Source organism: Pseudomonas sp. FG35 (assembly GCF_057809295.1).
In genome coordinates, this window is the sequence record NZ_JBMDJR010000021.1 from 34,700 (window position 1) to 52,018 (window position 17,319).

20 protein-coding genes are annotated in these 17,319 nt (G+C 60.6%); 10 read left to right on the top strand and 10 right to left on the bottom strand.

The features are described from left to right. Nucleotides 1-71 precede the first annotated feature (71 nt). Together ACODTD_RS26955 and ACODTD_RS26960 are read right to left on the bottom strand one after the other, a co-directional pair. Complete coding sequence (locus ACODTD_RS26955) at nucleotides 72-1,421, bottom strand: NCS2 family permease (protein ID WP_011333198.1); 1,350 nt, start codon at nucleotides 1,419-1,421, stop codon at nucleotides 72-74. Nucleotides 1,422-1,617: 196 nt separating this feature from the next. After that, nucleotides 1,618-2,061: a MarR family winged helix-turn-helix transcriptional regulator gene (locus ACODTD_RS26960; protein ID WP_011333199.1), complete on the bottom strand. Its 444-nt coding sequence runs from the start codon at nucleotides 2,059-2,061 to the stop codon at nucleotides 1,618-1,620. A gap of 82 nt (nucleotides 2,062-2,143) precedes the next feature. On the opposite strand from ACODTD_RS26960, the gene ACODTD_RS26965 reads away from it, so the two are divergent. Continuing rightward, nucleotides 2,144-3,310 carry an aminotransferase-like domain-containing protein gene (locus ACODTD_RS26965; protein ID WP_489105378.1) on the top strand — a complete coding sequence of 389 codons (1,167 nt, stop codon included), beginning with the start codon at nucleotides 2,144-2,146 and terminating at the stop codon, nucleotides 3,308-3,310. Between the two features lie 31 nt (nucleotides 3,311-3,341). On the opposite strand, the gene ACODTD_RS26970 is transcribed toward ACODTD_RS26965, so the two are convergent. The 5 genes from ACODTD_RS26970 to ACODTD_RS26990 form a co-directional block, all read right to left on the bottom strand. Next, the gene (locus ACODTD_RS26970; protein WP_221616118.1) at nucleotides 3,342-3,713 is read right to left on the bottom strand and encodes a glutaredoxin family protein; all 372 of its coding nucleotides are present in this window, start codon (nucleotides 3,711-3,713) and stop codon (nucleotides 3,342-3,344) included. A gap of 102 nt (nucleotides 3,714-3,815) precedes the next feature. Continuing rightward, nucleotides 3,816-4,361, bottom strand: a complete 546-nt coding sequence (gene folE / locus ACODTD_RS26975) for a GTP cyclohydrolase I FolE (RefSeq protein WP_011333202.1) — start codon at nucleotides 4,359-4,361, stop codon at nucleotides 3,816-3,818. Between the two features lie 77 nt (nucleotides 4,362-4,438). Further along, the gene (locus tag ACODTD_RS26980) at nucleotides 4,439-4,996 is read right to left on the bottom strand and encodes a Smr/MutS family protein (RefSeq protein WP_011333203.1); all 558 of its coding nucleotides are present in this window, start codon (nucleotides 4,994-4,996) and stop codon (nucleotides 4,439-4,441) included. A 74-nt stretch (nucleotides 4,997-5,070) separates the two neighbouring features. Beyond that, nucleotides 5,071-5,391 carry a hypothetical protein gene (locus tag ACODTD_RS26985; protein ID WP_007960009.1) on the bottom strand — a complete coding sequence of 107 codons (321 nt, stop codon included), beginning with the start codon at nucleotides 5,389-5,391 and terminating at the stop codon, nucleotides 5,071-5,073. Nucleotides 5,392-5,522: 131 nt separating this feature from the next. After that, nucleotides 5,523-6,113 carry a cysteine hydrolase family protein gene (locus ACODTD_RS26990; RefSeq protein WP_011333204.1) on the bottom strand — a complete coding sequence of 197 codons (591 nt, stop codon included), beginning with the start codon at nucleotides 6,111-6,113 and terminating at the stop codon, nucleotides 5,523-5,525. Between the two features lie 239 nt (nucleotides 6,114-6,352). Between ACODTD_RS26990 and prmB the strand changes: the two genes are divergently transcribed. Continuing rightward, nucleotides 6,353-7,261, top strand: a complete 909-nt coding sequence (gene prmB / locus ACODTD_RS26995) for a 50S ribosomal protein L3 N(5)-glutamine methyltransferase (protein ID WP_489105379.1) — start codon at nucleotides 6,353-6,355, stop codon at nucleotides 7,259-7,261. 42 nt (nucleotides 7,262-7,303) lie between these two features. Here prmB and ACODTD_RS27000 read toward each other — a convergent pair whose 3' ends face one another. Together ACODTD_RS27000 and ACODTD_RS27005 are read right to left on the bottom strand one after the other, a co-directional pair. After that, nucleotides 7,304-8,095 carry a hypothetical protein gene (locus ACODTD_RS27000; RefSeq protein ID WP_085649374.1) on the bottom strand — a complete coding sequence of 264 codons (792 nt, stop codon included), beginning with the start codon at nucleotides 8,093-8,095 and terminating at the stop codon, nucleotides 7,304-7,306. A 97-nt stretch (nucleotides 8,096-8,192) separates the two neighbouring features. Then, the gene (locus ACODTD_RS27005) at nucleotides 8,193-9,146 is read right to left on the bottom strand and encodes an alpha/beta hydrolase (RefSeq protein WP_489105380.1); all 954 of its coding nucleotides are present in this window, start codon (nucleotides 9,144-9,146) and stop codon (nucleotides 8,193-8,195) included. A 130-nt stretch (nucleotides 9,147-9,276) separates the two neighbouring features. Between ACODTD_RS27005 and aroC the strand changes: the two genes are divergently transcribed. The 5 genes from aroC to mtnC all read left to right on the top strand — a co-directional run bounded on the left by aroC (nucleotide 9,277) and on the right by mtnC (nucleotide 13,492). Next, entirely contained in the window at nucleotides 9,277-10,368 is a 1,092-nt protein-coding gene (gene aroC, locus ACODTD_RS27010; RefSeq protein ID WP_011333207.1) for a chorismate synthase, read from the top strand. Between the two features lie 31 nt (nucleotides 10,369-10,399). After that, complete coding sequence (locus tag ACODTD_RS27015; protein WP_285354609.1) at nucleotides 10,400-11,545, top strand: MFS transporter; 1,146 nt, start codon at nucleotides 10,400-10,402, stop codon at nucleotides 11,543-11,545. After that, a complete protein-coding gene (locus tag ACODTD_RS27020) occupies nucleotides 11,542-12,168 on the top strand; it encodes a methylthioribulose 1-phosphate dehydratase (RefSeq protein WP_011333209.1) in 627 nt (208 codons plus the stop codon). The genes ACODTD_RS27015 and ACODTD_RS27020 overlap by 4 nt, the downstream gene beginning before the upstream one ends. 91 nt (nucleotides 12,169-12,259) lie before the next feature. Continuing rightward, a complete protein-coding gene (locus ACODTD_RS27025) occupies nucleotides 12,260-12,805 on the top strand; it encodes a 1,2-dihydroxy-3-keto-5-methylthiopentene dioxygenase (RefSeq protein ID WP_039770173.1) in 546 nt (181 codons plus the stop codon). A 3-nt stretch (nucleotides 12,806-12,808) separates the two neighbouring features. Next, on the top strand, nucleotides 12,809-13,492 hold the full coding sequence (mtnC, locus tag ACODTD_RS27030; RefSeq protein WP_011333211.1) for an acireductone synthase: 684 nt from the start codon (nucleotides 12,809-12,811) through the stop codon (nucleotides 13,490-13,492). Between the two features lie 77 nt (nucleotides 13,493-13,569). Here the strand turns inward: mtnC and ACODTD_RS27035 are convergent, their stop codons facing one another. Then, nucleotides 13,570-13,848: a DUF3509 domain-containing protein gene (locus ACODTD_RS27035; RefSeq protein WP_041475181.1), complete on the bottom strand. Its 279-nt coding sequence runs from the start codon at nucleotides 13,846-13,848 to the stop codon at nucleotides 13,570-13,572. Nucleotides 13,849-14,236: 388 nt separating this feature from the next. Here ACODTD_RS27035 and ACODTD_RS27040 point away from each other — a divergent pair, with 388 nt between their 5' ends. The 3 genes from ACODTD_RS27040 (at nucleotide 14,237) to ACODTD_RS27050 (ending at nucleotide 17,312) form a co-directional block, all read left to right on the top strand. After that, nucleotides 14,237-16,075 (top strand): long-chain-acyl-CoA synthetase, encoded by a 1,839-nt coding sequence (locus ACODTD_RS27040; RefSeq protein ID WP_011333213.1) that lies wholly within the window; start codon nucleotides 14,237-14,239, stop codon nucleotides 16,073-16,075. 97 nt (nucleotides 16,076-16,172) lie between these two features. Beyond that, complete coding sequence (locus ACODTD_RS27045) at nucleotides 16,173-16,691, top strand: ankyrin repeat domain-containing protein (RefSeq protein ID WP_011333214.1); 519 nt, start codon at nucleotides 16,173-16,175, stop codon at nucleotides 16,689-16,691. A 90-nt stretch (nucleotides 16,692-16,781) separates the two neighbouring features. Continuing rightward, a complete protein-coding gene (locus ACODTD_RS27050; RefSeq protein ID WP_011333215.1) occupies nucleotides 16,782-17,312 on the top strand; it encodes a hypothetical protein in 531 nt (176 codons plus the stop codon). Nucleotides 17,313-17,319 lie beyond the last annotated feature (7 nt).

Sequence of the window (17,319 nt, forward strand, 5' to 3'; positions counted from 1 at the left end):
TCGTTATCAAGAATGTGCAAAAGCCCCACCCGATGGGGTGAGGCTGTTTTGAAGCGTGAACCGCGCAGCGCTTACAGGAAGATGAACTTGGCGATGAAGATCGCGCAGAGCACCCACAGGCTGACGGAAATCTCTTTGTATTTACCGGTGCCGGCCTTCAGCGCGACATAGGTAATGAAGCCCAGCGCGATACCGTCGGCGACCGAGAAGGTCAGCGGCATCATGATCGCGGTGACGATCGCCGGAATGCTGTCGGTCGCTTCGTCCCATTCGATGTGTGCCATGCCGCCCATCATCAGCATCGCTACGTAAATCAGCGCGCCAGCGGTGGCATAGGCGGGAATCATGCCGGCCAGCGGTGCAAAGAACATCGCGGCTATAAATAGCACACCCACGGTGACTGCGGTAAGACCAGTCCGACCACCAGCGGCTACGCCAGCGGCACTTTCCACGTAGCTGGTGACGGGCGGAACGCCGACGACCGCGCCGAATACGCTGGAGGCGCTGTCTGCTTTCATGGCGCGGGACAGGTTTTCGATACGGCCGTCAGGGTTCACCAGATTGGCGCGCTGTGCGACGCCCATCAAGGTGCCGGCGGTGTCGAACATGTGTACGAACAGGAAAGCCAGTACCACGCTGATCATGCTGACGTTGAACACGCCGGCGACATTCATGGCCATGAAGGTCGGCGCCAGGCTCGGCGGGGTGGACATTATCCCTTCATAGTGCACGATGCCCAGGCCCCAGCCTGCCAGGGTCACGGTGATGATGCTGATGAGGATTGCGCCGAACACTTTGTGATAACTGAGGATCGCGATCATCAGGAAGCAGATGGCTGCAAGCAGCGGGCCGGGTTCACGCAGCGAGCCGAGCTTGATCAGGGTGGCCGGGCTATCGACGACGATACCAGCGGTTTTCAGGCCGATCAGCCCGAGGAACAGGCCCACGCCGGCGCCCATCGCATAGCGCAGGCTGACCGGAATGCTGTTGAGCAGCCATTCGCGAATCCGCGAAAAGGTCAGGATCATGAACAGCACGCCCGAGACGAACACCGCACCGAGGGCCGTTTCCCAGTTGTAGCCCATAGTGCCGACGACGGTGTAGGTGAAGAACGCGTTGAGGCCCATGCCCGGCGCCAGGCCCACCGGCCAGTTGGCGTAGAGGCCCATCAGCAGGCAGCCCAGCGCGGCGGCGATACAGGTGGCGACGAAGGCTGCACCGTGATCGATCCCGGCATCGGCCATGATGTTCGGGTTGACGAAAATGATGTAGGCCATGGTGATGAAGGTTGTCAGACCGGCAATCAGCTCGGTCTTCACCGTGGTGCCATGCAAGCTGAGTTTGAAGATGCGCTCAAGCAGGCCCGTGCGTAAGGGCGGCGAGAGTTCCAGCGTCGATGCTTCGGATTTGCGGCTTTCCACAGCGAGTACTCCTCAAGAGTTTTATTGTTATTTCCAGGACCGGACCCATGAGGGGTGGCAGCGGCCCTTTGAGGCATACGCGAATTTGTTGACCATGCGGTCAGGAACTCGCACGCTGTGGATTATGCTTTTGTGTACAAATAAAGCAAATATTGTTTTTGGTTTTGTAGACGAAAAGACAGTTGATCGAGCTATATCACTCGTTCGGGCGATTGGTTCCCAGCGCCAGATTCACCGCCAGCCAACCGTTTACCGCCGTTTCGCCGGCTTCGGCAAAGACGCGTTCAAGCAATTTCACCTGTTCCCGACGCAGCGCCTGTTCAAATTTCGCCCCTTCAACGGTCAGCTCCAGCAGGCGTTTACGCTTGTCTGTCTCGGACGCCACGCTGTCCACCAAGTGCATTTCCTGCAATTGCCGCAACGGCATGTTCAGCGCCTGCTTGCTGACGCCGAGTAGCGCGAGCAATTCCTTGACGCTCAGGTTCGGATAGCGAGCGATGAAAAACACGATGCGTTGATGCACGCGGGACAAGCCGCGACGCTCGAGCATTTCATCGGCCTTGGCGGTGAACGCCTGGTAACCGAAGAAAAACGCTTCCATGGCTTGTTGCTGGCTGGCGCAGTTTTTAAGGTCAAGCATATTGACGTTTCCAGTGAGGCTGTCGTAATTTCAGTCAACAAGTTTGACTCATTTTTCCCATGCCTCGCTAGCGGTGACCTCCATGGCTTTTTCCGAACGTGTCTCGCGCCTCAAAAGTTCTCTGATCCGTGAAATCCTTGCCGCGGCCCAGCGCCCGGAAGTGATGTCGTTTGCTGGCGGTTTGCCGGCTGAAGCCATGCTGCCGAAGGTTGAATGGGCCGACATGCCACTGTCTCTCGGCCAGTACGGCATGAGCGAAGGCGAGCCGGCACTGCGCGAAGCGCTGGCAGCAGAGGCGAGAGCGCTGGGTTTGCCGTGTGAGGCGAGTCAGGTGCTGGTGGTCAGCGGCTCCCAGCAAACTCTGGATCTGGCGGCCAAGCTGTACATCGACAAGGGCACCGAAATCCTGCTCGAAGCGCCGACCTATCTGGCGGCCCTGCAGATCTTCCAGCTGTTCGGCGCCGATTGCCTGACCGTGCCGCTGGAGGCTGACGGCCCGAACCTCACGCAATTGCGTCAGCGTCTGGAACAGCATCGCCCGGCGTTCATCTATCTGATCCCGACCTTCCAGAACCCGTCCGCCGTGCGCTACAGCGAAGCCAAGCGCGAAGCCGTTGCGGCATTGCTCGACGAATTCGGCGTGACCCTGATCGAAGACGAACCCTATCGCGAACTGACCTTCGGCGGCGGCAGCGCCCGACCGATTGCCGGACGCCTGAAGAAATCCAGCTGGATCTACACCGGCACCGTGTCGAAAACCCTGTTGCCGGGCCTGCGAGTCGGCTACCTGATTGCCAGCCCGGACCTTTTCCCGCATCTGCTCAAACTCAAGCAATCGGCGGATCTGCACACCAACCGCATCGGTCAGTGGCAGGCATTGCAGTGGATTGGCAGTGAGAAATATCAACAGCACTTGAGTGAATTGCGCGGCTTCTACCGTCAGCGCCGCGACGCCTTTCAAGCGGCGCTGGAAACCCATTTCGCCGATCTGGCGGACTGGAACACGCCGCAGGGCGGGCTGTTTTTCTGGTTGACCCTGAAGCAGCCATTGGACACGCGCACGTTGCTGAACACCGCGCTGGCCGACGATGTGGCTTTCATGCCGGGCGAACCATTCTTCCCCGAGCCGGATCGCAATCCCGGTCATCTGCGCCTGAACTTCAGTCACATCGATCCTTCACGACTCGATGAAGGGCTCAAGCGTCTGGCGGCGGTGGTGCGCCAGGCACAGGCCGTGCAGGCGGCATAAAAAAACCGGCCATCAGGCCGGTTTTTTTGATTCAGACTGCGGCGAACCGCTGGTTCAGATATTCGATGATCGTGTTGGACTCATACATCCAGGTGGTCTGGCCGTTCTCTTCGATGCGCAGGCACGGCACTTTGATCTTGCCGCCTTGTTCGAGCAGGGTCTGACGATCCTGCTCGTTGTTCTTCGCATCCTTCAGGGTCACCGGCACATTCAGGCGACGCAGGCTGCGGCGGGTCTTCACGCAGAACGGGCAGGCGTGGAACTGATACAGGGTCAGGTCCCTGGCGGCGGCGTCAACCTCAGCCTGGGCAGCGGCGGGGCGTTGTTTCTTGCCCGGACGGGTCAGGAAATCAACGAAGATGATCAGTTGGCCGAGGCCGACACGAAGCGCTTTGACGAACACGTTACAAGCCTCACAGGGACATTGAAGAAGGCGCGCAGCTTACCCGATTTTTCACGGACGAAAAAAAACCGGCGATCAACGCCGGTTTTTTCCTGTCACGCATTACTTGATCAGGCTGAGAAACTCGCTGCGGGTCGCCGCGTTTTCACGGAACTCACCGAGCATCACCGAAGTGATCATCGACGAGTTCTGCTTCTCCACCCCGCGCATCATCATGCACATGTGCTTGGCCTCGATCACCACGGCCACGCCCAGCGCGCCGGTGACCTGCTGGACCGCATCGGCGATCTGGCGGCTGAGGTTTTCCTGGATCTGCAGGCGGCGGGCGTACATGTCGACGATCCGCGCGACCTTCGACAGGCCCAGCACTTTGCCGCTCGGGATGTACGCGACGTGGGCCTTGCCGATGAACGGCAGCAGGTGGTGTTCGCACAACGAGTAGAGCTCGATGTCCTTGACCAGCACCATTTCGCTGTTGTCGGAGCTGAACAGGGCACCGTTGGTGACCTCTTCGAGCGTCTGTTGATAACCGCGGCAGAGGTACTGCATGGCTTTGGCGGCACGCTTTGGCGTGTCGAGCAGGCCCTCGCGGGAGACGTCCTCGCCCAGTTGGCCGAGAATCGCGGTGTAATTCTGTTCCAGGGACATGAAACTACCTGTGGGGATTTTCGCAAAGGGCAAGGGTACGGTGGCGGACACGACCCTGCAAGTTCGGTGTGACGGGTTTATTCGTCGCGGCCTTCCATCATGGTGCGTTTCAGCATCACGTAAACCGCGCCGGCGCCGCCATGTTTCGCCTGGCACGAGCAGAAACCGAGCACTTGCGCATGCTGGCGCAGCCAGGTGTTGACGTGGCTTTTGATCATCGGCCGCTTGCCGTCCAGACGCACGGCCTTGCCGTGGGTGACGCGTACGCAGCGGATTTCGAATCTGGTGGCTTCGGCGAGAAACGCCCAAAGGGTTTCGCGGGCTTTTTCTACGCTCATGCCGTGCAGGTCGAGGCTGCCTTCGAACGGGATCTGCCCGATCTTGAGCTTGCGCATCTGGCTTTCCTGCACCCCGTCGCGGGCCCACATCAACTCGTCTTCGGGACCGACGTCGATCACGAACTGATCGGACAGGCCATCAACGGTGGTGGTGTCGGTGCGCACGGTGGCGGACTGGCGCAGCTTGGCGATCCGGTCACGGTCAGTCTTGGGTTTGCCGGTGTCGGCGCGGTCGTGCTTGATCGGCTTGACGCCTTGAATCGCACTTTTGAACAGGGAAAAATCGTCGTCTTGCATGTCAGCCTCCGCGAAGGGCGGCCAGTTTACCCAAACGGACACAAAACGGCCCGGCAAAAAGCCAGGCCCTCAATTCAATCGTGTTTTTTCATCAGGTGCGGGGACATGTTCAATTCTCGCGATTGCCGTGCGCGGCGCCGGCAACGACGCCACAGGGCCACGCCGAAATACAGGAACAGCAGGCCGACCGCGAGAATGATCGCCGAGCCGAGCGGTGTTGCGTTCAGGTCGCCGAGCGCCGGCGGGCGCCCCAGCAGGCTGGCGGCCCCGGCCATCGCCAGCAGCACGCCGAACGTGGCCAGAATGGCCGCGATCGCCGCGCCGAATCGAAATCGCCAGTTGCTTTGGCCTTTGGGCCGCAAGCGGCGTGCGTCAAATCCATCGGATAACTTCATTCCGACCTTCCTCAATGGGTATCGGCCCTTCGACCGGGAGTTGACCGGGTTGTTCCTGAGGCTAGGGTAATTGAAGCAAATGCGAGGTTTTTGCAGATGAGCGGCGGGCTGAGCCGCTCATTTACGGTCGATCAGATCAGATCCTGGGTCAGGGCGAGGGTGGCGAAGTTGTCGGCCATGATTGCCATTTCCGCTTCCTGCACCTGTTCGGCGCTGAGCACGCGGCCCTTGAACGGCAGATCGCGGGTGGCGCAGGCGTCTTCGACGAGGGTGCAGCGGAAGCCCAGGTTTTTCGCCGCGCGCACAGTCGTGCTGACGCTGGAGTGACTCATGAAGCCGCAGACGATCAGGTCCAGCGAGCCGATGGTTTGCAGACGATCATAGAGTTCGGTGCCGTGAAAGGCGCTCGGCAGCAACTTGCCGATGATGGTTTCATCGCCCTGGGGTTCCAGACCGGGGATGAACTCGCCGCGTTCGCCCTGCGGGTCGAACAGACCGCCGACGGTGCCGAGGTGACGCACGTGCACGATCGGCCGACCGGCTGCGCGGGCGGCGGCAACCAGTTGTTTGATGTTCGCGACAGCCGCGTCCATGCCGCTCAGGGCCAGCGGGCCGCTGAGGTACTCTTTCTGGGCATCGATGATGACCACGGTGGCATGGCTCAACGTGGCCGCTGCGTAACCGCGACCGCTGAGTTGAAACATCGTTTTTGGAACGGACATTCTGGGGCTCCTTCGGGTGGGGCTTTTGCGACATTGTCCTCTGGCTGAGCGGTTCTGTGAATCGCTACCATCGTAGACACCGTCGTTGCTGGCCTGCAGCCTTGTCAAGTTACACGATCTGTTCAATAGCCGAGGGGAAAATCGGAAGAGTCCTACCGTCGCGCCGGAATTTTTCCTGCGTCGTCGCGGCGCGTTTTGGCTGCTAGAATCGCCAGTCGTTTTTTCTGGAGTTCTGCCCCGTGATCACTTCCCGACTTCGTACCCTGCGCGACCACATCCGTTGGGCCGTCAGCCGCTTCCATGGGGAGGATCTGTTTTTCGGCCATGGCACCGACAATGCCTGGGACGAAGCCCGGCAGCTAGTGCTCGGTGCCTTGCACCTGCCATGGGAAATCGCCGACAGCTATCTGGATTGTGCACTGGAAGACGACGAGCTGGTCAATCTTCAGCGCCTGCTCAAGCGCCGCATCGAAGAGCGCATTCCGACCGCTTACCTGCTGGGCGAAGCCTGGTTCTGCGGCATGTCGTTCATCGTCGATGAGCGCGTGCTGATCCCGCGCTCGCCGATTGGCGAACTGATCGAAAACCGTTTTGCCCCATGGATCGGCGACGAGCCGGCGCGGATTCTCGACCTGTGCACCGGCTCCGGCTGCATCGGCATCGCGTGCGCCTACGAGTTCCAGAACGCCGAAGTGGTGCTGGCGGATCTGTCGTTCGAAGCGCTGGAAGTGGCGAACCAGAACATCGAGCGTCATGGCGTCGATGAGCGGGTGTTCACCGTACAGGGCGATGGTTTCGATGGTCTGCCGGGTCAACGTTTCGACCTGATCGTGTCGAACCCGCCCTACGTCGATGCGGAAGATTTCGCCGACATGCCGGACGAATACCAGCACGAGCCGGAACTGGGCCTTGCCTGTGGCGACGATGGCTTGAACCTGGTACGCCGGATGCTCGCCGAAGCGGCGGATCATCTGACCGAGAAGGGTTTGCTGATTGTCGAGGTGGGCAACAGCCAGGTCCACGTCGAAGCGCTGTATCCGGAGGTCGACTTCGCGTGGCTGGAGTTCGAGCGCGGCGGGCATGGCGTGTTCATGCTGACCGCCGAACAGTGTCGCGCCCATCAGGTACTGTTCGCTTCCCGCGTCTGACCTGGACCGATCGTTCCCACCTCTGTGGGAACGATCATTGGCTTAGCGGTGCGTAGCAATCCAGATCAGCAACCCGGCCTGAAACACCGCAAACGCCACCAGACAGGTAATAGTGAAACGTAGCCCGGCGTCTTCGCGCTTGAACTTGCTGACCTTGTCTTCCTGCTTCTTCAGCTTCACTTCCTGCTCGGCCAGATTCTGCTCGGCCTGCTGCAACATCTGCGCAGCTTCAAGAATTTCGACGATCTGCAGCTTTTCGCTGTTCCAGTCACCCAGCAGGTCGCCGACCTTCACTTCTTTGACGCTGCCCTTCAAATGCTGGGCGTCGGCGTAAACCACATCAAAGCCATGCACCCGCAGAAAGTGATCGCGGCGCAGGCGAGTGTCTTCGTTCAGCGCGTCCTTGTTGTTCAAGTCCATGCCGTCGACGGTGTAGGTGGGCCAGCGTTTTTTTGCCCAGTTGATGCCTTGGGCAGCCATGAAACGGCCGATGCCACGGTTCATCGGTTCGATCTGCAAACCGCTGTCCGGGCCGAAATGCACGCGTTTGGTCGTATGGTCGACCCACACGTCCAGGTGATTTTGCTCTTTGCGCACGCGCTGAGCGGGCAACTTGATCGCCATGCGCATCAGACTGTGTTCTTTGCCGTTGCGCTCGGCGTAACCGAATTCAACGAAGCGCAGCGGCCGCCCGCCGGTGTTGCGGTCGGTCTGCAACGGCGCCAGGCGGAGCATCTTGTGGTGCTCGACGTGGACATCCGCCCATGGCAGCTCGACCGCTGGCGGTGCGTCTTTTTCAGCGGTGGTGTCGGGTGAAGTCTGGGTATCGGTCATAACGGCGAGATCCTGTCCAAGCTGCTTGCCGCCAGCCAGTACGCTGGCGACAAAGGCTTATCGGCCGTTTTTCCCAGGACTAGAGGGTAAACACCGCTTAACGGGTGCGAAGTCCGTCAATAAATTCAAGAACGCGTGTCCCCAGTTCCGCCGCCAGCGGCAAATTCGGGTCCTTGTAGGAGGCCAGTTGCCGCTTCACGTCGTTGGGCACGATGCGCAACACGTGGTTCATGCCTTCGATCAGCGCCAGTTGCGCGTCCGGTTTGGCGGCCTTGAGCAATTTCGCATCATCGACCTGGACCTGAATGTCGTTGCTGCCTTGCACGATCAGCGCCGGCATTTGCAGCTGGGCGAAGGCCGCCGCCGGATCCTGACGGAACAGCGAAATCAGGTACGGCTGCACACTCGGACGGAAAATCACCTGTAAGGGCGCCGGCACATTGTCGTCGGTGCGCCCGGCCTTGAGGCTGTCGAGCAATTCGTTGCTGCGCAGCATCAAAGGAGGAGGGAGGCTGCGGGCCAGTTGGCGGCGCAGTACCTGATCAATGGGCCGGGCTGTGCCAGAGAGAGAGATCACTGCTGCGGCGTCCACCTTCGGCGCGGCCAGGCTGGCGATCAATGCACCTTCGCTGTGGCCCAGCAAAATCAACGGACCGAAGCGCGGATCGGCTTTCAGCTTCTGCCCCCAGGCCACGGCGTCCGCCACGTAGGCTTCCACCGACAGGTTTCGCTCGTCCGGGGTTGCGGCCAGGCTGGCAGCCACGCCGCGCTTGTCGAAACGCACACTGGCGACGTTGTGTTTGGCCAGCACCCAGGCCAGTCGCTTGAGGCTGTCATTGCGCCCGCCGTCGGGGTTGTTTCCGTCACGATCGGTAGGACCCGAGCCAGAAAGGATCAGGACAACCGGCACGGGGTTGTCGGATTTCGGCAGCAATAGCGAGCCGAAAAGTTCGCCGTTGTCAGTCGTCAACGTGACCGGACGTTGCAGGACAGTCGCCTGGACGAAGCCGGTAAACAGGGAAAGGCTCAAGATCAAAACTCGCAGCATCATCACGCCATCATTTGCCAAGGTGCCGGTTGGACTCACCCACACCGCTAAGGTTCGAGGATGAACTACTCGGTTAGCCTGCGTATACTGGCGCGCATCACGAATCTGGGTTCGATTTCACGGAGCGTCCTGCATGTCCGGCAATACCTACGGCAAGCTGTTCACTGTCACCACCGCGGGCGAAAGCCATGGTCCGGCGTTGGTCGCCATTGTCGACGGCTGCCCGCCGGGCCTGGAGATTTCCCTTGAAGATCTGCAACGCGACCTCGACCGTCGCAAGCCGGGCACCAGCCGCCACACCACCCAGCGCCAGGAAGCCGACGAAGTCGAAATCCTTTCCGGCGTGTTCGAGGGCCGCACCACCGGCTGCTCCATCGGCCTGCTGATTCGCAACACCGACCAGAAGTCCAAGGACTACTCGGCGATCAAGGACCTGTTCCGCCCGGCCCACGCCGACTACACCTACCACCACAAATACGGCGAGCGCGATTATCGCGGCGGCGGTCGCAGCTCCGCGCGGGAAACCGCCATGCGCGTCGCGGCTGGCGCCATCGCCAAGAAGTACCTGGCAAGCCAAGGCATCGTCATTCGCGGCTACATGAGCCAGCTCGGCCCGATCGAAATCCCGTTCAAGACCTGGGAATCGGTCGAGCAGAATGCCTTCTTCAGCCCGGACCCGGACAAAGTGCCGGAGCTGGAAGCTTATATGGATCAGTTGCGCCGCGATCAAGACTCCGTCGGGGCGAAGATCACCGTGGTTGCCGAAGGCGTGATGCCGGGCCTGGGCGAGCCGATCTTCGACCGTCTCGATGCCGAACTGGCCCATGCGCTGATGAGCATCAACGCGGTCAAAGGTGTGGAAATCGGCGCCGGTTTCGCCTGCGTCGCCCAGCGCGGCACCGAACACCGTGACGAGCTGACCCCGGAAGGTTTCCTCAGCAACAACGCGGGCGGCATCCTTGGCGGGATCTCTTCGGGGCAGCCGATCGTCGCGCACCTGGCCTTGAAGCCGACCTCGAGCATCACCACCCCGGGCCGTTCGATCGACATCGATGGCAACCCGGTCGATGTCATTACCAAGGGCCGTCACGACCCATGTGTCGGTATCCGCGCCACGCCGATTGCCGAGGCGATGATGGCCATCGTGTTGATGGATCACCTGCTGCGCCACCGTGGCCAGAACGCCGATGTGCGCGTGAGCACCCCGGTGCTGGGTCAGCTTTGATGGGTGATCTCAAAGCCGCCGCGGTCTGACCGTGGCGGCGCTCCCGTACTGGCGGCTGTCCAGTTTCTATCTGTTCTATTTCGCCTTGCTCGGTTCGACGGCGCCGTTTCTGGCGCTGTACTTCGATCACCTCGGTTTCAGTGCCGCGCGGATCGGCGAACTGGTGGCGATCCCGATGCTGATGCGCTGCGTAGCACCGAACATCTGGGGTTGGCTTGGCGATTACACCGGCAGGCGCCTGGCCATCGTGCGCTTCGGCGCGGTGTGCACGCTGCTGACGTTCTCATTGATTTTCGTCAGCAAGACCTACGCCTGGCTGGCGATGGTCATGGCCTTGCACGCGTTTTTCTGGCACGCGGTGCTGCCGCAGTTCGAAGTCATCACTCTGGCGCATTTGCAGGGCCAGACCTCCCGCTACAGTCAGATTCGCCTGTGGGGCTCGATCGGTTTCATCATCACCGTGGTCGCCCTCGGTCGCCTGTTCGAATGGCTCAGCCTCGACATCTACCCGGCGGCGCTGGTGTTGATCATGGCCGGCATCGTCCTCAGCAGTCTGTGGGTGCCGAATGCGCAACCGCCTCAGGGCAACCGTCCGACGGGCGAGGGCTTTCTCAAACAGTTGCGCAATCCCGGGGTGCTGGCGTTTTACGGTTGCGTGGCGCTGATGCAGATGAGTCACGGGCCGTATTACACGTTTTTGACCCTGCACCTCGAACGACTGGGCTACAGCCGCGGCGTGATCGGCATGCTCTGGGCGGTCGGCGTGGTGGCGGAAGTGCTGATGTTCATGGCCATGAGCCGGATCCTCGCGCGTTTTTCCCTGCGGCGGGTGTTGATGGCGAGTTTTCTGCTGGCGGCGTTGCGCTGGTTGCTGCTAGGTTCGTTCGCCGAGTTCCTGTGGGTCTTGCTGTTTGCCCAGGTGCTGCACGCGGCGACGTTCGGCAGCTTTCATGCGGCTGCCATCGCGTTCGTGCAACGTAGCTTCGGCGCGCGTCAGCAAGGGCAGGGTCAGGCGTTGTATGCCGCGCTGGCTGGCACCGGTGGTGCGTTCGGCGCGTTGTATTCCGGCTACAGCTGGAATGCCCTCGGCGCGACATTGACCTTTAGTATTGCCAGTCTCGCAGCGCTCGCCGCTGCCGTTATCATTGCCATTCGAATGCAAGAGGACAGGCCATGAGCCTTACCCGTGAACAGCTTGCCCAGCAAATTGTCGACGCCGGGCGTTTTCTTTATGGTCGCGGCTGGTCGCCGGCCACCAGCAGCAATTACTCGACGCGCCTGTCGCCGAGCGAAGCGCTGCTGACCGTGTCCGGCAAGCACAAGGGCCAGTTGGGCCTGGACGACGTGCTCGCCACCGATCTGTCCGGCAACAGCCTGGAACCCGGCAAAAAACCGTCCGCCGAAACCCTGCTGCACACCCAGCTCTACAGCTGGCGCCCGGAAATCGGCGCGGTGTTGCACACCCACTCGGTGAACGCCACGGTGCTGTCGCGCCTGACGCCGCAAGACTTCATCGAGTTCGAAGACTACGAACTGCAAAAAGCCTTCAGCGGCGTCTCGACCCACGAATCCCGGGTGCGCGTGCCGATCTTCGACAACGATCAGGACATTGCACGCCTCGCTGCCAAGGTGCAGCCTTGGCTCGAGGCCCATCCCGATTGCGTGGGTTATCTGATTCGCGGCCACGGCCTCTACACCTGGGGCGCGCAGATGAGCGACGCGTTGCGCCAGATCGAGGCCTTTGAATTCCTGTTTGAATGCGAGTTGAAGACCCGCAGCGTCATGAACCGCCAAGGCTGACTTCACCAGAACCAGCCCCTTTGCCCGATGAATGCAGTGCCCGACCGGTCTCGAAGAACCGGACGGCAAGGCCGATACCGAGGAATGCCCCATGAGCAGCCTGTCCGTCTATCACGTTTCCAGCCCCGAGATTCCGAACAAGGTGCTGACCCATTTCGAAGACATCGCTTCGACCCTGGCCGAGCAGGGCGTGCGCTTCGACCGTTGGCAAGCCGCCGCGAAGATCCAGCCCGGCGCCAGCCAGGAAGAAGTGATCGGTGCTTATAAAGAGCAGATCGACAAACTGATGACTGAGCGCGGCTACATCACGGTCGACGTAATCAGCCTCAACAGCGACCACCCGCAAAAAGCCGAATTGCGCGCCAAGTTCCTCGAAGAACATCGGCATGGCGAAGACGAAGTACGCTTCTTCGTTGCCGGTCGCGGTCTGTTTACCCTGCACATCGACGATTACGTCTACGCCGTGCTGTGCGAGAAGAACGACCTGATTTCGGTGCCGGCCGGTACCAAGCATTGGTTCGATATGGGCGAGAACCCGCATTTCGTGGCGATCCGTCTGTTCAACAACCCTGAAGGCTGGGTCGCCAACTTCACCGGCGAAGACATCGCCGGTCGCTTCCCGCGTCTGGAGGACTGAGCGATGTCGATCAAGGTCATTCTCACCGACATCGAAGGCACCACCAGCGCGGTGAGTTTTGTGTTCGACGTGCTGTTCCCATATGCCGCCAAACACCTGCCGGACTTCGTCCGTCAGAACGCCCAGCGCGCCGACGTTGCCGAGCAACTGGATGCCGTGCGCCGCGACAGCAACGAACCGCAGGCTGACGTCGAGCGAGTCGTGGAAATTCTGCTGGCCTGGATCGCCGAAGACCGCAAAGCCACGCCGCTGAAAGCGTTGCAAGGCATGGTCTGGGAGCAGGGTTATCAGGCCGGGCAGTTGAAAGGCCATGTTTACCCGGACGCTGTTGAAGCGCTCCAGCGCTGGCATCAGGCCGGTTATCAACTTTTTGTTTATTCGTCCGGTTCGATCCAGGCGCAGAAGCTGATTTTCGGCTGCTCGGAAGCAGGAGATCTGACGCCGTTGTTCAGTGGCTACTTCGACACCACGTCGGGCCCCAAGCGCGAGCCGCAGTCATATACCAATATCCAGCAGGCCATCGGAGTCGAACCGCAGGAAATCCTGTTCCTCTCCGACATCGTCCAGGAACTCGACGCCGCCCAGTCAGCCGGCCTGCAAACCTGCGGCCTGGCTCGTGAGGGCGGGGAGCTGGAAGGTCATGTGACCGTCGACAGCTTCACTGGGATCGAACCCGAAGCGTTCTGAGTTCACACAATCGCCGCGCAAAAAAACAGGCCGTGAAGCGAAAGCTCCACGGCCTGTCTGTTTATACGGTGTTCGAATTACATCGAGTGATAAGTCGGCAGGGCAAAACGTTGCTGACTTTGCAGCATGCCGATCTGCGGCAGCTCGCTGGCTTGTTCTGCCAGATCACGACGGATCGCGCTGATCGCCCACGACAGTTGATCGCCGGCATGCAGTTGCTGATAGGTCAGCGCACGTTTGAACACTTTGCCGTCGGCACTCTTCAGTGTCAGCAGGATCCCGCCATCGGGACGTGGCGCAGTGGTGACGTCGAAGTTGGAGAACAGGGAGGTAAATTTTTCTTGGATCAGGCTCATGTCTTTCAGCTCCGTATGCACTTGAATGGCAAGCATGCGTAGGGAGTTGCAGCGATTGTGCCAGTATTTATTTTTTTAAAAATCGTTATAAAACAGCAGGTTATAAAATTTTCTCATTTCGGCTGTCGTGCAATCTGCATGAATGGCCATCGTGCATCCTGCATTTTGCGGGATCGCTGTCGATCCGATGGAACCATTCCGTCCGGCAGCAATCCCGCTTCGCCATATAGCGCTGGCGGATACAAAACATTGCAAAAACCGCGTGTACAGCCCGCGAAGCCCTGACGTATTTTCGGCCACGACCCCCGCTCGAGAAGCGCCGGTTGCCTCACCCGATTGCCCGACAATAAAAATCCGGCCTGCACGTCAAGGTCGAACGGGAGCTGCCATGCGCCACGCGCCGAGCGACACGATTACCTGGGGCATGATGCTCCGCAAACTGCCGATGATTGCCAAAGCCATCCCGCGGGTGGTGAAAGGCATGAAGGTGGCCAACGTCAAGGATCCGACCCAAACCTGTGGCCTGGGCTGGACATTCGAGCAAGCGACCCTGCGCAATCCCGAAGGCCCCGCGCTGCTGTCGGGCGAGGTGGTGCTGAGTTATTCACAGGTCAACCAGTGGGCCAACCGCATTGCCCACTATTTGATCGGCCAGGGTATCGGCAAGGGCGATGTGGTGGCGGTGTTCATCGAGAACCGCCCGGAACTGCTGGTGACGATTCTGGCCCTGGCCAAGGTCGGCGCCGTCAGCGCGCTGCTCAATACCTCGCAGACCCGCGATACGCTGATCCACAGCATCAATCTGGTGACGCCGGCGGCGATTGTCGTCGGTGAGGAACTGCTGCCGGCATTTGCGGCGGTACGCGAGCAAGTGTCGATCCCGGCAACGCGCGCCTGGTTCGTCGCCGATCAGGATACCTTCAGCCATCCGGGCATCGCGCCCGAGGGCTACATCAACCTGATCAGCGCCAGTGCCGACGCCTCGGGCGACAACCCGGCCAGCAGCCGGCAGATTTTCTTCGACGACCCCTGTTTCTACATCTACACCTCCGGCACCACCGGTTTGCCCAAGGCCGGCGTGTTCAAGCACGGCCGCTGGATGCGCAGTTCGGCGAGCTTCGGCATGATCGCCCTCGACATGCGCCCGGACGACATCGTCTATTGCACCTTGCCGCTGTACCACGCCACCGGGCTTTGCGTGTGTTGGGGTTCGGCGGTTAATGGCGCTTCGGGTTTCGCGATTCGCCGCAAGTTCAGCGCCCGCCAGTTCTGGAGCGACGTGCGCCGCTACCGCGCAACCACCATCGGTTACGTCGGCGAGTTGTGCCGTTATCTGGTGGATCAGCCGCTCAGCGCCGACGACAGCCGTCACGACGTGCGCAAAATGATCGGCAACGGCCTGCGGCCCGGCGCGTGGGCCGAGTTCAAGACCCGTTTCGGCGTGGATCACATTTGCGAGCTGTACGCGGCCAGCGACGGCAATATTGGCTTCACCAACATCCTCAATTTCGACAACACCATCGGCTTCTCGCTGATGGCCTGGGAACTGGTCGCCTACGACCAGGACAGCGGCGAGCCGATTCGTGGCGCTGACGGGTTCATGCGCAAGGTCGGTCGGGGCGAGCGAGGCCTGCTGCTGGCGCGGATCGACGACAAGGCGCCGCTGGACGGCTACACCGATCCGCAGAAAACCGCCAAAGTCGTGCTGCAGGACGTGTTCATCAAAGGGGATCGCTTTTTCAATACCGGCGATCTGCTGCGCAACATCGGTTTTGGTCATGCACAGTTTGTCGACCGCCTCGGCGACACCTACCGCTGGAAGGGAGAGAACGTCTCGACCACCGAGGTCGAGAACCTGCTGCTCCAACATCCGCACATTTCCGAAGCCGTGGCCTATGGTGTGGAAATCCCCAACACCAACGGTCGCGCCGGGATGGCGGCGATCACCCCGGCCGAGTCTTTGGCGACCCTGGATTTCGCCGAACTGTTGGCCTTCGTCCGCCAGCGTATGCCGGCCTACGCGGTGCCGTTGTTCTTACGGGTCAAGGTGAAAATGGAAACCACCGGCACCTTCAAATACCAGAAGACGCGCCTGAAAAACGAAGGCTTCGATCCCCGCCAGACAGGCGATGACCCGATTTATGCCTGGCTGCCAGGGACAGAAACCTACGTGCAGGTCTCGGATGGAATCCTTGCGGACATCCGGGCAGGCAAGTTCCGTTATTGATATTGGCTATCGGCGGTCTCGGAAAAAAGGGGATGACAGCTATCGCCGCGCTCGGGAAACTATCGGCTTTCCGATCGACCGAAAGTGGAGTTGCCCCATGTCCGACCAAAGCCGCCAGATGACCCCAGAAGAAGCCGCCGAATTCACCGAGCAGGTATTCAACAAGGCGCGTGAGGGCGATGCGGTAATGCTGGATCGCCTGATCACTGCCGGTCTGCCGGTGAACCTGACCAACAGCAAGGGCGACACCCTGCTGATGCTCGCCAGTTACTACGGGCATGTGGACGCGGTGCAAGTGTTGCTCAAGCACAAGGCCGACCCGGAACAACGTAACGGCAACGGCCAAAGCCCGATTGCCGGCGCGGCGTTCAAGGGTGACCTGGCCGTGGTCAAGGCGTTGGTCGAAGGTGGGGCGCAGATTGAAGGTGCCTCTTTCGACGGACGCACGGCGTTGATGATGGCGGCGATGTTCAACCGGGTTGAAATCGTCGACTACCTGATCGACCAGGGCGCCGATCCGAAAGCCAAGGATGCCAACGGCATCACCGCGCTGGACGCGGCCCGCACCATGGGCGCTGTGGACACCACCGCGCAGCTGGAAAAACTGCTGGGCTGAAGCCGCTGGCCGGAACCCGTTCTGTGGCGAAGGCGAGAATGCGCTATCCTTCGCGCCCTCAAAATTCTCTTCGCCACAGGATCCGCTCCCATGAAAGCCGCACTCGCCGAACTCATCAGCAAAATCAGCTCCGGCTGCATGGGCGAAGACGAGATCCTGAAGGTCGCTGACGAAGCGGCGCAGGCCTACGCCGATGCCGATGCTTTTCTGACCGCCAACCCGGACATCAACTACGACGACACTTTCCCGATTCCGCTGGGCGAATGGGTGGTGGTCGGCAGCCTGCCCGAGACCGTACTGTTTCAGGCGGACACCTACGTTGACCTGTTCGCACAGATCGTGGCTTCGTTCGGCCCGGGCGTCGAGTTCAACCTCAAGCCCAAGCAACTGGCCAAGACCGAGGCGCTGACCGCGCTCAACCGCATCCAGGTGCAGATGAGCAGCCTGAACAAGGAAAACGGCGGTTACACCCTGATGAACTTCAGCCAGCTGCTCGACGACGAGCTGCAAGTGGTGCTGGTCTACGGCAACGACGTGCCGCGCGTGCTGGAACTGTGCGCCGAAGTCGGCATTGCCGCCGCGCCGTCGCTGGAAGCCCTGAAGGTCGCCGTTCACGTCTGAATGCAAT